Here is a 13779-nt window from a genome sequence, read left to right on the forward strand (position 1 = left end):
CAGGTCCAGGCAGTTTGGTGGCTCCCCGATTGACACAAAGTTCTATATTTGTTCTCAAGGCGGCATGGACCGAATCGCTGACGATATTCTGCTGACCCATCTCGAGGTTGCCCTCGCCGTGGCGCCGGAGCCGACCCTGGCTGGGCTGAATGCGGTCGATCCGCGAGCACAACGCAGTGCTCGCGTTGATCTCGCACGTCATCTTGTCGAACGGATGCGCGGCTTCGTGATTGAAGGCGAGGTCTACCCGTCGGGCACAGGTCAGCCATGCCTGTTCCCCGGCGACTTGTCGCCCATCGGTTGAATGCCTGTGACTGAGATGTCTTGCGCTTCAGCGAGAGCGATCATTGCCTCGTGACTGGCCCATGTTCGTCCGAGAGTTCAGTAATCCGACGTGCGATTGCCTGCCAGGTCTTGATGCCATCGTCGTCGCCGGCAAGCGCCAGCGCGCCGATCTGTTCGGCAACATAAAGCGCTGCCTTATCACCCTGTGCCTTGAGCACCTGGTTGGCGCAGGCCCAGAGCTCCCAGTCGCTCAGCATCAGCCAAGCCTGCTGACTAGGCCGGCAACGGAGGCATAGATGCCATAGGCGACGAAGGCTGCCGCGATCAGGAGTTCGAGCCGCAGCCTGAATGCACGCGGGCGAGGGTGCCCGGCGCGCCAGATCTGATCGCAGATGAACCCGTTGAAGCCCGAGCGCTGCCCGACGACCTCCACGCGCGAGCCCATTAGCTTGCGCGCCTTGCGACTGTCGTCGAGTTCCCACATCCCGCCACCATCGGTTCGCAGGACAATGCCATTGGGGCCATGGTCGAGGGTGCCCGTTAGATGTTCGGTGCTGCTCACCGGCAGGCAGGGCCTTTCCAATAGCGGTCCCAGCGCAGGACCGTGCCGGTCTTGATCATCGCGCAGGACAGATCAGCGCCAGATGGGAAACGGCACCAGGCTGCTGTCCTGCTGCCACCGGCCGAACCTTCCGAATGGCAAGCCAGTCGAGGTCCCGTGACAACGACGTGGCCGGTGGAGATGGTCCCGCGCGGCCCGCCCAAAAGGTGAACCAGTGCATCTCGCGCTTCGATGGCAGAGGTGCGTGGGCAGGGCTGGTTCGAGCGGCAAGTGCCATCTATCTCGCGGGCCGCAATGCCGCCGATGCGGATGTGCGGCCCCTCGGCGCACCATATCGGTCCATCGCCATCCCAGACATGGGTGGGGGTGCAGGTGAATGTCTGGCCCGCAGAAACGACTGCGGCGGCGAAGATCAAGAACATGGCTTTGCCAAACCTACTGGAGCTTGCGGCCGAACCATAGGACGCGCCCGACGATGTTGATCGCCCGCCGTTCCAGGCCACGCCAACTGGGATAGGCCGGGTTGTCGCTCAGCACGGAAATTCGCCGACCCTGCGGCTCGATGGCAACGCGCTTTACATTGAGCGCATCGTCCATCCTCAGGACATAGATGCCGTCGCGCAGCCGGGCTTGCCCGTCGCCAAGATCGACCATGACCTCGTCGCCGTCATTGAGCGTGGGTTCCATCGAGTCGCCATGTACATGGATGATCGACAGGCTTGAAGCCTTGCTTGGGGTCAGCTTACGGAGCCAGCCTTCATCGAAACCGAATTGTCCGCTCTTGCTTTCCATTTCGGCGAGCGCGCCGTGGCCGGCGGAGGCCTCCACGTCCAGAACCGGGATCTGCACCAGTTCTACAACAGGTGCGCTGCGGTGAAGGGGGGCGCCCAACACGCGCTCATCCACGCCAAAGAATCGCGCGAGAATGTTGCGATCACTCTCGTCCAGATACCGCGGGCTGCCTTTGCGAATGTACTGCTGGATGTAGGAGACGTTACGACCGAGCAGGCGCGAAATCCCCGAATATGTGCAGCCCTTCCGGGATAAGATGAGCTCGTCGAGAGCCTGTCGTGCTTCGTCCATCACTCTGTCCTGTCACGAATGCTAGGAAAAGTCATCCTAGACTCTAGGACGCATTCCTAGTAGGAACATAACAGGAACGCAAGGCTAAAGCGAGTCGATGGACGATGGAGCTATTGGAGCAGATCGAGGCTTATCTGGAACGGACGCGGACGCCCCCCAGTAAGTTTGGGCGGATGGCCGTCGGTGATCCACGTTTCGTTGACGATCTGCGTGCAGGGCGCCGGCCAAGGCGCAAGACTGAAGCTCGGGTTCAGCAATATCTTCAAACCTCGAAAGTCAAATGACTGACAGTTGGGTAAGCTGCTTTTGGTCCCATAGTCACCCTATACAGCCATCTGCAGACGGGGTGGATAGGTGAACAACGACGTTATTGCCGCACATGATGCGCAAGCTGCCCAACTGGCAGAGCGCTATGATCATCCTGATTTGTTGGCGTCTTACAGGCCGGTTGAGGATCTGATCACAACGAGAACCGAGGTCACGTCCGTCAATGAGGTGTAATTTCGGGTGTGGTCACCGGGCGGCATGGTCAGGCGGCCTTGGGTGTAATCTGTAGCGGCTGGGCCTCCTCGATCATTGGTGTGGCAAGGGCAGCCATGCCCTCGATCTGCATGTAGCGGTGCTGGAGCTGCCACTCGTCGTTCTGCTCGAGCAGGACGGCGCCGACGAGGCGGATGATGCTGTCCTCGTTGGGGAAGATCCCGACGACGTCCGCGCGGCGCTTCACCTCCTTGTTCAAGCGTTCGAGTGGATTCGTGCTGTGCAGCTTCACTCGGTGCTGCTCGGGGAAGGTCATGTAGGCGAGGACGTCGTGCTCGGCGTCGTCCATGCAGGTTCCCAGCTTCGGCCAGCGGGTGCGCAGCTGGTCCGCGACCTGGCGCCAGACCTGGGTAGCGGTCGCGTGATCGGGCTGCAGGAACACCTGGCGGATGGCGGCGGCGACCACCGTGTTCTGCCCCTTGGCCACGTAGGCCAGCGCGTTCCTCATGAAGTGCACACGGCAGCGCTGCCAGGTGGCGCCGAGCACGCGGGTGATCGCCGCCTTGAGCCCCTCGTGGGCATCGGAGATGACCAGCTTCACGCCCGTGAGGCCGCGGCGGGCCAGGTCCTTGAGGAAGCTCGACCAGAACGGCTCGGCCTCGCTGGGACCGATGTGAAGGCCGACGATCTCGCGCTTGCCCTCGGTGTTGACCGCGACCGCTATTATTGCCGCGACACTGACGATGCGGCCGCCCTCGCGGACCTTGAGATAGGTCGCATCCAGCCAGAGGTAGGGCCAGTCGCCCACCAGGGGCCGCTTGAGGAAGGCGTGCACGCGCTCGTCGATATCCTTGCACAGCTTCGAGACCGACGACTTGGAGATGCCGGTCATGCCCATGGCCTGGACGAGCTCGTCGACCCGGCGGGTGCTGACGCCGGCGATCCATGCCTCCTGGATGACCGAGACCAGCGCCTTCTCCACGGTCTTCCTGGGCTCGAGGAAGCCGGGAAAGTAGGCGCCGGTCCTGAGCTTGGGGATCTTCAGGTTGAGTGTGCCGAGCCGGGTATCGAGGCTGCGGTCACGATAGCCGTTACGCCAGGTCGTGCGCTCGCCGGACCTCTCGTGTCGGCCGGCGCCGATCACGCCGTCAACGTCGGCCTCCATGATCAGCTGCAGCACGCTCTCGGCAATGCTGCGCAGGAAATCGCTGTCTCCGGTCTTCGCCATCAGCTCGGCAAGCGGTAGTCTGTCTTCGGTCATCGGGATCAACTCCTCGGTGGGTGTGAAGTGTGGAAACTCCACCTTACCGATGAGCCCGGTGGCCACCGAGATCGAAACCGCTGGTGGTGGGGCATGCCCCACCACCAGCAGCACCTCAATCTACACCGGAAATTACACCACGAGCGCGGACGCTAACAGAACCGAAGACGCTTTAGCCCTCGATATTGGCGCAGGAGCAGGCCGGGATGCGGCTTGGCTATCGTCGAAGGGATACGAGGTAGTGGCGGTCGAACCGTCGCGCGGAATGCGTGCCGAGGGCACCCCTTCAGCGCTCCGCAATCGCGACCACCGCGTCGAGCAGCACCTTGACTGCTCCGACGGCAGGTCCTTCGACCAGTATGCCACACTCGAGGTTCGTTGACTTCGACCGGCGCAGCAGGTTCGCCGATCCGACATAGGCTGCGACGCCGTCCGCCAGGACGATCTTGGCATGGAAGGTCTCGTTCGCGAGGTCGGCGCCACCGTAGTCGATGATGCGCGTCGTGGCGGCTTCGACACGGCGACCCGCACTTCCGCACGCGAGCAACTGTGACGCGTCGCGTAGCACCAGCAGCCGCTCGAATGCGGCGGTGGCCTCGAACAGATCGGTCGCCCACGCAGCACCGACGCTGTCGATGTAGGGGATCATGATGGTGAAGCGTTCGCGTGCTAGACCGGCCAGGTGTCGGAAGGCGTCGGTCGTGCGCGTGAGCGCGACGTAGTCGCTTGCGATGTCGGCGGCAAGCGCGTCCGCCAGGCGGCTGGGCTCGGGCGGCATCGTCACCACGAGGCGGGCAGCAGCCTTTGGTGATACGAGAGTTTTACCGGACATCAGGTGAGCTTTGGATCGAAGAAGCCGATCAGATTCGGGGCGGTCTTCGGCTCCCACTCAGGACCCTTGCCGCCTTTCAGCACGGCCCTCGACAGCAGGAGGTTCGACGCGATGCAGCTGACCTCGGAGACCATCACGCACGCGGGGCATGCGCCGCCACGGGAGTCGCACAGGTTTCCCGAACCGCACCGCAGCGTCCTGGGGTCGAGGGTCCGCTTGAGGAACGACTCCGAATAGTTTCGCCACATCGCGGAGATGTTGCCCAGGTCGGGGGTCATCCCCTTTCGGTAGATGACGAACGCGAGGTCGGCGGGGAATATGTGCTCGCCGATGCCATCTCGGTCGACGCCCGACGTGTCGGCGAGCGAGTGCATCATCTGGTGCGAAAGGGTATGCAGCAATAGGTAGACGTATGCCGGCAGTGTCCGGGGATATCCGCCCATGCCCTCGCGGTCCTTGAACACCTCGAGGAAGGGCCCGAAGTCGTCATAGCGCTCGAGATAGGTGCGGCCGACATCGTCCTTGGGCACGTCGACGATCTGGTTCGCCGCGAGCCAACGCAGCACGCGGGCCTCGTCGAGCTTGAAGTAAAGAGCCTCGTTCAGCTGCTGCGTGACGTAGATCGGCCGCTTGTTGTCGGCGATCGGCAGCGGGTCGAACGCCTTCAGCCGCACCGGCATGTCGACACTCATGCCGTTGTGCTCGCGCTTGTAGATCGGCGTGGCCGAAACGCGGGTGTAGCCGAAGCTGAACTCGCAGATCGGAAGCCCGCGGACTAGCACGAGGCGCTCGACGCCGATGTGGCCTAGGAGCGACCCGACCTTCTCCTGATACTTCGCCTTGCGCGCGGGATCGTTGACCACGTCGGTGAGCGCGATGTCGGGGTTCATGACGTCGACTGCCGCGTGCCGCGTCATCGCCTGCTCGATGTGCTCGCGCACGAACGCGTCGTGCTGGATCGTCAGGCGGATGGGATCGTAGCGGCGCGTCCAGTCCTCGCGCACCGCGATGGCCTGCAGTACGGCCGGGCTGCCGAGCCGGCCGCGCTCGACGATGCCGTCGTTGAACCATGCCCCTCGCTGCTCGCCCGCGTTGTCGCGGTGCCGGCGGGCGGCTTCGGCGCGCCCGGCCTCTTCCGCGTTCCTCGCCATGTTGAGGTAGGTCTCGTACTCGCTCCACTCCCCGGCGCGCGCCGGATCTGCCTCCACGCTCTCGCGGATCTCGTCGTCAGACGGTTCAGCGAATGGAATGTCATGGATCTGGGCGAGACGGGTGATGAGCGCGTCGCGTCGCTTCGGCGTCATCAGCTCGACGACCGCGCTGTCCTCGAACACGATGAAGCTGGTTCGCTGGACGTAGAATGTCGAGTTGGCCCGGTATGACACCGGCAGCATGTTAACCTCGATCCACTGAAACGCTCGGCCGCCGTCGTTCTGCTGGATCTGGAGGCGAGTGAGGACCTCGGGGTTCGCCTTCTTCAGCGACCGCGTCTCGCCGCACCCCTCGCAGATGTAGCGCCATTCCGAGAACACGGGGGCGTCGTTGCGCAGCTTGAAGCTGGTTGATCCGCAGGTGCACATCCGGATTGGCCGGGCGGTGCCGGTCTGCGGGTCGAAGTTGAAATTGAACGGGCTGAGCGGCTCAATGTCGCCGGACCAGTGGACGTATACGACGTCGACCTGGGTCCATCGGGCCTCGTGTCCGTTGCATTTCCTTGGCAACGGCTGTCGCGCCTGGTCGGCAACGCTGTCGAACTCCCGAGTCGATCCGCAGATGCCGCATCGGTAGAGGAGTGGGAAGGGGACGTAGCCGACCTTGTCTGGGCTCGTCATCTGGAAGTCGGTGCGCTCGACCCGCGCCTCGCCGGACTTCGAGTCCCGGAACGGCGTGTCGAGGACGAGTTCAGGCAGGGCGTCGGGCAGCACCTTGATCACGCGGTCGCGCCAGTTGGTCACCGAATCGCTCAGGTTCTCAAAGATGAGCGCGATGGTCGCGGGCTTTAGGTCCTTCGCCTCGTTGGCGAGCGGGACCGACCGGCAGATCCCCTTGCCGCCTTCCCAGGTCATCAGGACGCCGGGCGCATAGGAGCCGGCGATCTGGACGCGCGAGCGCGACATAGTCGGCGGCTCAAGCGGGTCCGGCTCCGATCGGGCTGTCCCGAACGCGGCGGGGCGCCGCGTCGGGGCGGTGCGCCAGTCTTTTCCCTTCGTGTCAGCCATTGCTACCCCCATCCGCATCCATTTCCGACGCGCTGCCGCGCTGGGTCCTGATGGCCTTCATGACCTTGGCCAGGTCGCGTCGATCGACATCGGTGGACTTGCCGCGCGCCAGTGGATCGCGCGCGGCCGCGACGATGTACCCCGCCTCATCCACGTCGCGCAACGACGTCATCGGGGGCTTGAAGGCGGGCAGGTCCTTCCAATAGTCGCGCAGGCTCGAGATCGTGCCTCGACCGGAGATGTCGCGTGCGAAGTTCTCAACCTGCTTGTCGACGAGGCCGCGGTAGAACTCCTCGTAGTGCGGCGATCCCAGGTGCGACGCGCCCTTGCCGGCGAAGCCGCTTGCCCGCAGCATGAAGACGACAAGTTCCTTCGTGAAGGCGAGGTGGTCGCGCTGCTCCAGCGCCGCGAGCCGGTTGACCTGGTCCATGTGTACGACCTCGAACTTGCGAGCGGCGTCCTTCCCCATGAAGTCGCGGGCCTCGCGCAGCATCGCCCAGGCCTGGACGTATGACGCCATCGTCCGCTTGATCGCGTTCTCCGCCCAGCGCTCGACCGCGGGCGGTGCGATCATGCGCTCGAGGAACCGGTGGAAGATGTCGTGGGTCTCAACGACGTAGCGGTCGCGGCGGTTCTGCGGCGTGGGCAGCAGCATGACGAACCCGACGTGGGTGCGCCCGACGCGGCTCGAGGCCTGGATATATTCGGCGATGTCCGAGGGAAGTCCGGCGAAGAACATGCTGTTGAAGCGGTCGACGTCGACGCCGTGGCTGATGGCCGAGGTCGCCACGATGTTGCGCACGGTCTGTGCCACGTCCGGATAGTCGGCGCCGGCGAACGACTTGTCGGCCGCCTCCATCACCGCCTGAATGTCCTTCATGTCGATGCCGCCGGAGATGAGGCGGCTGTCAAAGGAGGCGTGGGCACGGCCGATGCGGCGGTGCTCGTGCTCGACGGCGGCGCTAAGGGCGTCGATGATCTGGTCGCCGCCCTTCTTGTTCGTGACGTAGGCGAGGGCGATCCGGTGCAGGTCTACGAGTGCCATGATGTCGGCCTCGTGCCCCTGATCGGTGGCGCGATCGATCGCGGCGCGGTGCCAGTCGCCCGCGCGGCCGGGCGAGATCGCTGCGCGGATCGTCGCGATCGCCTGGGCGCGGCGCGTATCGTCCCTCATGCCGTCCCACAGCGCCGTAACGATGCCGTGGAACGCCGCGAGGACGCCGACCGTCGTCACCGTGTGGGTGGCGTCGTTGGTCATGAGCGAGACGTAGAGCCGCATCCAGGGCGCCGTTGCCTCGGGCGCGTACGCGAAGGGCAGCGACGCCGCAAGCGCGACGCGGTCCTGGTTCCAAGCCGGCGGCGCGGCGGGCTCGGCGAAGAAGGAGTGGTAAAGGTCGGGCCCGGGGTAGGGGAAGCGCAGCGGTATGCGCTGGTACAGAGTCTCGAGCTGCCGCTCGGGTGCCGAGATGGTCGCGGTCGCCGCGATGATCTTGGGCATTCGGGGAGCGCCCCAGCCATCGCCGGTCCAACGCCTCGCGACCCCGAGACCGTCGCCCGCCATGTCGGCGATGTCCTCAAGGGTGGTTTCAAGCAGCGTGTCGAACAGGCCGCTGAACGTGCCGAGGCTCTCCTCCAGCAGGTGGGCCTCGTCCTGGATGATGAGCGATGGGAACGGGTCGTGGAAGACGCGCTTGCCGTTCGCGTATGCCGGGAACACGTTCGAGCAGCGTTCGGTGGCGGGGTCCCGTTTCAGGTCCGCCTCGCTGCGCGGATTGTCGAAGTTCCCCCGGTCGTCGGCGCGACGCGCCAGGCCGAACATTCCCAGCACCTTGCTGATCGTGCTGGTGTTCTGTCCGAGCATGGCCAGCTTGTCGATGGTGCCGAGGACGATCGACGGCGCACGCGCGTAGACCGCGTCGTCGGTGAGCAGGAACGGCAGCGGGTAGCGCTGGCCATGGGCGCGATTCCAGTCGCACCTGTCGTTGAAGCACAGGATCGCAGCGCGACGGCCATAGGGGCCATCGCCCTCGTCGCGTCTCAGGCCCGTCAGCTCGCCGCACACTGGGCAGTCGGGAATCTTGTCGTATGCCTCGCGGGCGTCGACATACCGCCGGCCGCGGTCGCGTTCTTGGTCGTCGCCCGTCTCGCCGTCTAGGTTGGCGTCGTCGGGATGGTCGTGATCGGCGACCAGCGGGATTTCCGCCTTGAATTCGCGGTAGTGGTTCGGCGTGTTCTGGCTGCCCACCCAAAAGCCCATCTCGAACGGCCATGCGCCGACGGCATGGCGCTTGCGGACCATCTCGGCCCGGATCACTAGCTTCAGCAGCCGCTGCGCCTGCTGCAGGGTGAGAAGCCGCAGTGGATAGCGGATCATCGCGGTGATGCCGCGATCCTTGCCGCGCAGCCGGTCGAGGAACATCGCGAACAGCAGCGTGCCGTAGAAGGCCTCGGACTTGCCGCCACCGGTTGGGAAGTAGAGCAGGCTGACCCCGTCCTCGTCGAGCAGCGGGTCGTGGGCCTCCCGCCACTCGTCCATCCGTGACGCGAACACGGGGACGTGCGCGAGCATGAACGCCATCTGGAACAGGCGCCAGCCCCGCTTGGCGTCGAAGGAGTCGCGAAGAGCGAACGCTTCGTTCGTCATGGTCCAGGCGCGCCACGGCGCCGCGCGCTGCTCGAGGGCGTGGCGGTCGCCGTCACCGCCGGCGGCAAGGTTGTCGGCCGCTTTTTTGGAGGCGATCAGCAGTTCGACGCCGCGCTCAATGTAGCGCGCCTCGGCGCGCTGCGCCGCGATGTCCTTGCGTAGCCGCGTCTCCTCGATCGCGGCGTCGGCCGGCTCCAGCCCGACTGTGACCGTGTCCCTGAGCCGCACCTCTTGTTCGTCGATCCACCTCACGTATTCACGGGGCAGGGCGAGCAGCCGCTCCGCCTCGAAGGACGGATCCTTGAGGATGGCGAACTGGAAGGGAAGATCGAGGTTGCGCGCGACGATGCGCGGCTGGGCGAAGCGAGGCGCGCACGTCGTGCGCAGGTGAAGGTTCGCCCCCTCGGTTTGCGCGTCGACGCCGCAGTTGAGGCCGATCGCCGGGTATTCGAGGTGCTCGCGGAAGCGGTAGGACGGCTCGACCCGGTCGAGGCGGAGCGGCCGGTGTGCGGCGCGGGGCAGCGCGATCGCGAGGCCGGCATTGAACACGGTGTTGCAACGGCCGCGGGCGTCGATGGGGGACAGCTCGGCCGACTGGTTATCGAGCATGATGCGCATGGACATCGAGCTCGGGTCAAGGAAGTCGGTCTGGCGCTCGACCTTGACGACGACGCGCGAAAGGTCGGGCACGATCCGGTTGCGGTCCACCGGGCGTGTGGAGAGCGTGGCTATTGCGGCGTTCCACTTCTCCTCCGAGAGCGTCTCGCCAGGCTGGACCGTTACGTCTCGCCACGCGATGCCCGCACCGATTCCGACCACCCAGGCCTCGAGCTGCGCCGCGATCGCGTCGGCCAGCGCCCGGTTGTAGACTTCAACGGAGGTGGCGAGGTCGCCGTCGGCGGCGTCGCAGCCGAATTCGAGCGTGGGCAGTTCGAGGTCGAGCCTTGTCCACTTTCCCGGGATCGGGGCCGAATCGACGAGGTTGAGAGGAAGCTCTCGCCCTTCCCGGACAAGCCTTGCGATCGGAGGGACTGGGGGCTTGATCTCGTCGGGCGTGTTCGGATCGGTGTCTGGCGTGTCGCCGGGCCCCTGTGTCACTGCGTCGGGTTCTGGTTCGCCGCTGAGCAGCTTGATACCATGTGCGGCGTAGGCCTTCCTGCGCACCTCCGCTAGGATCTGCGCCCGCGTCGCCCTGACCTTCGAGCGCTTGGTCTCGTCCATCCCCTTCCAGTCCGGCCGGTCGACTCCGGCAGCCTGAAGTGCCGGCATTCGCTCCGTCCGGATGGCGTCGTCGATCTGCTGCTGGATCGTCGTGCGCAGCCGGAAGTCGAACTCGAGCTCGCCACCGCCGGCTAGCAGGTCGGTCCAGTTGGGAATGACCCGGACGTAGACCGAGAAGCGGGGCGTGACGCGCATCGTCGCGCTGGTTCCGGCGACGGTGATCAGGTCGATGCCGACTGCGGCGATGCGGATGTCCGTAGTCTCGTCGTCGTTGCCCGAAATGTCGAAGCGCGGCAGCAGCTGGTCGGCGAAGACGCCTCGCCGCGGCGAGCCGCCCAGCAGGTTCTTTCCACGCTCATCCGCGCCGCAGACCCGGTGGACCAGCGCGTTGACCAGCGCGTCGCAGACGGCTTCCTTCAGCTCGACGTCGATCGTCGCGAGCTCGCTGTTCGACTTACCCTTCATGACGCCTGTAGCTCCGAACTTGATCGACGATCGCGACATGCTCCTCCGCCATCGACCTGAGCATGCGGATCTGGTCCGTGCGGTCGCGGTTGCTCGCCATGGCCGCGTGCGGATCGGTAAGTATTCCGCGAAAAGCGTCGTGGAACACGTTGCCGTAGCGGACGCGGTGCGACCGCTGCGCCACGACGGCCCACCTCCAGAAGTTGCCCGCCATGCGCTCACTAATTCCGAGCGCGGCGGTGAAGCGCATGAACGTGACCTCGTCCTGTGGTGCGTGCGGCACGACGTCGTGGAGCGGCTTGTCGATCTCGTCGTCGAGGTCGATCCAGTATCGCGCGGTTTCGGGCGGCACTGCGGGTTCGCGCATCACGGCGACGAGGGATCGCAGCTTCCCTATCGTCGTTGGCTCGGGCACTGCGGCGAAGCGCTCGGCAACCAGCTGGTGATAGTCGCGGATTTCCTCGGCGGCGGTCGCGCGGATGTTCACCAGCGTGCGTGCTCGCTCGACGAAGCCCTGGCCGATGACGCAAACCTCGTCGCCTACCTTCACTTGCGATGCCGGACGCTCGACAAACGAGGTCGTCGCGGCGCCGTCGTCGCGCAGTACGATCTCGGTGCTGCGGCGGGCAATGATGCGCTGGCCGTTCTTCAATTCGATTTCGACAAGGTTCCGCTCGCCCTTGCCGCCACCGCTTAGATCCACCACGAGGCCGTTGGGGAACTCGACGTCGTCCGTAGGCATCTCGAATCGGACGACATGGCGGCCGATCTCCTCGACTCGCTCGCCGGCCCTTGCTGCAAATGCGCGCAGCCGGGCCGCCAGCGGCGCGATGTCGATTTCTTCCGCAAGACGCTCGGCGTCGCGCGTGGCGAACGCGAGTGTGTCAGCGTCCGCTAGCACGGTAACGTGCTCGGGAAGCCAGGGCTGGGTGAGCGCCGTCAGTATCGCGGTCCGCGTCGGCGCCACGAGGACGACGCGCTTAAACTGGTTCCGTGCGGTCTGTGGCAGGTCGACGACGGTCCTAAGCGCGCGTTCGCCTCCGAAACGGACGAACTCAGATTCGATCCGCGCGCCCAGCTTGGGATGGGCGGCGCCGAGCCGGTCGGCCGCGAACTCAGCGACCAGGTCCGACCTGAACACGAACACAGATTTCGAGCTTGACCTGAGCGCGGGCTGGATCGCGTCCTCGAGCAGCGTCGTCATCGGCGTGGCGCCATTGAACGTGCGCATCAGTTCGCGGGCGGCAGCCAGCGCGCCGGCCTCGGCATCGACTTGGCTGGCGAGGCTTCGCGGATCGTTCAGCGTCGCGAGGTCGCCCGTTACCCGGTAGACCGCGAGTAGGTCGTCGGCTGACGCGGTCGACGTCTCGTGCTCGAGAAACGTGCTCAACTCGGCGAGAGAGCCGGGCAGGGAAGCCGTGCGGCGGACGGTCGCGATCAAGTTGCGCGCCGTCGTCGCTCCGTGCGGGTCGCCCTTGTCGGCGAGGCTGTTCGCCAGGCGTCGGAGCGCCTCGATCCCATGGTCGACCTCGCCGAAGAAGCCATCGACATCGATGCTGCTTCCGCCTTCGAACGCTGGCGCGCCGGACGCGACGGGCCGGACGATGTCAGCAACTTCCGAATATGCGACATGGCCGGTGGCCGGCGTGACCTTACCGTTTCGCCCTGGCCGGCGCGTGCCCAGGACGTCGAACCGCGCGGTGCGATAGGTCCAGGGATCGTCGGCGATGGCTAGGATACCGGTCATCGGATGGAACTCGCGCAGGCAGGTGACACATTCAGTTGCCTTTTCCACCCAATCCCAGCCCAGCCGGTTGCGAGCGTTCCGAGTTAGGTCGAGAATGAGCAGGTCCGGGCTGTGCTTGATCGCCCGCAGATTGACGCCGAGCCGCTCGCCGGTGCGCAGTGTGTAGAGAAAGAAGTCGGCCTTCGATGGATCGTCGGCGTCATTCGACCGCCGCTGCGTCGCAATATCCGTCTTTGAACGCGTCCGCCAAAGGAGTGTACTGTTGGAGGAGCGGTCGCCCCCCGGCGATCCATGCGGCACGAGCTCGTCGAGGATCGGATGCTCAAACTCCGCATAGTCGCGCCCATCGGAGGCGCGTCCGGTCAGCTTGCGAACGCGCGCCAGCACCTGATGGTAGTCCTTTGCGGCGTCACCGCCGCCATTCAGGTATCGCTTCACGTGCTCGAAGTTAACCGCCCCGAGCGTGTGTCGTCCCACTTGGACTTGGCGGGCCTGCGCATGCGTGCTGCGCGCGTATGGAAAGACGATCGCGCGCACCTCGTCGGATCGACGGCGGCAATTCTCCAATGAACCTTGGACGACAACTTGCTCGACTTCCGCGCTGCCGACGGCCGCGATCGTCAGCAGGCTGACGATTGCCGACGGCGAGATGCGCACCGGCGGCCAGGGCATTACTACCTGCACGGACCCGTCGGAGGCTACCTCGGCCGCCGAGCGCACCAGCCGTGTGTACGCTGGCGTGATTTCCGCCACCTCGGAGTGCCCAAGCTGGTGGAATGGCTGCGCGGCAAGCGTCGCCATGTAGCGTTCCACCTCGCGCCGCGGACGCTCCGGTGCGGCCGGTTTCAGCTGCATGGCGGCCGCGGCTGCACTTCGCGCCGCGTTGGCCTTCGCCATCTTCGAGAGTAGCGCCTGACGCTTATCGAGCGCGACCCGCCGCTGTTCGGCGCGATCGTTCAGGTCCATGCCCGGTGGCTTCT

10 protein-coding genes are annotated in these 13779 nt (G+C 65.3%); 1 reads left to right on the forward strand and 9 read right to left on the reverse strand.

Going from position 1 to position 13779, the window contains the following annotated elements:
• The first annotated feature begins 64 nt into the window (after positions 1-64).
• Complete coding sequence (locus B0I00_RS02475) at positions 65-304, forward strand: hypothetical protein (RefSeq protein WP_100865756.1); 240 nt, start codon at positions 65-67, stop codon at positions 302-304.
• Positions 305-344: 40 nt separating this feature from the next.
• Here B0I00_RS02475 and B0I00_RS02480 read toward each other — a convergent pair whose 3' ends face one another.
• The 9 genes from B0I00_RS02480 to B0I00_RS02530 form a co-directional block, all read right to left on the reverse strand.
• A complete protein-coding gene (locus tag B0I00_RS02480; protein ID WP_100865757.1) occupies positions 345-542 on the reverse strand; it encodes a DUF6961 family protein in 198 nt (65 codons plus the stop codon).
• Positions 542-847 (reverse strand): DUF5818 domain-containing protein, encoded by a 306-nt coding sequence (locus B0I00_RS02485; RefSeq protein ID WP_100865758.1) that lies wholly within the window; start codon positions 845-847, stop codon positions 542-544. The genes B0I00_RS02480 and B0I00_RS02485 overlap by 1 nt, the downstream gene beginning before the upstream one ends.
• Positions 844-1269 (reverse strand): thermonuclease family protein, encoded by a 426-nt coding sequence (locus B0I00_RS17235; RefSeq protein ID WP_100865759.1) that lies wholly within the window; start codon positions 1267-1269, stop codon positions 844-846. The genes B0I00_RS02485 and B0I00_RS17235 overlap by 4 nt, the downstream gene beginning before the upstream one ends.
• Before the next feature lie 13 nt (positions 1270-1282).
• Entirely contained in the window at positions 1283-1930 is a 648-nt protein-coding gene (locus B0I00_RS02495) for a S24 family peptidase (protein WP_100865760.1), read from the reverse strand.
• Positions 1931-2459: 529 nt separating this feature from the next.
• A complete protein-coding gene (locus tag B0I00_RS02505; RefSeq protein ID WP_100865762.1) occupies positions 2460-3671 on the reverse strand; it encodes an IS256 family transposase in 1212 nt (403 codons plus the stop codon).
• Positions 3672-3957: 286 nt separating this feature from the next.
• Entirely contained in the window at positions 3958-4503 is a 546-nt protein-coding gene (locus tag B0I00_RS02515; RefSeq protein ID WP_100865763.1) for a phospholipase D-like domain-containing protein, read from the reverse strand.
• A complete protein-coding gene (locus tag B0I00_RS02520; RefSeq protein ID WP_100865764.1) occupies positions 4503-6722 on the reverse strand; it encodes a hypothetical protein in 2220 nt (739 codons plus the stop codon). Before B0I00_RS02520 ends, B0I00_RS02515 begins: the two co-directional genes overlap by 1 nt.
• Complete coding sequence (locus B0I00_RS02525) at positions 6715-11052, reverse strand: DEAD/DEAH box helicase family protein (RefSeq protein ID WP_100865765.1); 4338 nt, start codon at positions 11050-11052, stop codon at positions 6715-6717. The genes B0I00_RS02520 and B0I00_RS02525 overlap by 8 nt, the downstream gene beginning before the upstream one ends.
• A complete protein-coding gene (locus B0I00_RS02530; RefSeq protein WP_232730085.1) occupies positions 11042-13765 on the reverse strand; it encodes a Hint domain-containing protein in 2724 nt (907 codons plus the stop codon). Before B0I00_RS02530 ends, B0I00_RS02525 begins: the two co-directional genes overlap by 11 nt.
• Between the last annotated feature and the right edge of the window lie 14 nt (positions 13766-13779).

This window comes from Novosphingobium kunmingense, assembly GCF_002813245.1.
In the GTDB taxonomy this organism is placed as follows: domain Bacteria; phylum Pseudomonadota; class Alphaproteobacteria; order Sphingomonadales; family Sphingomonadaceae; genus Novosphingobium; species Novosphingobium kunmingense.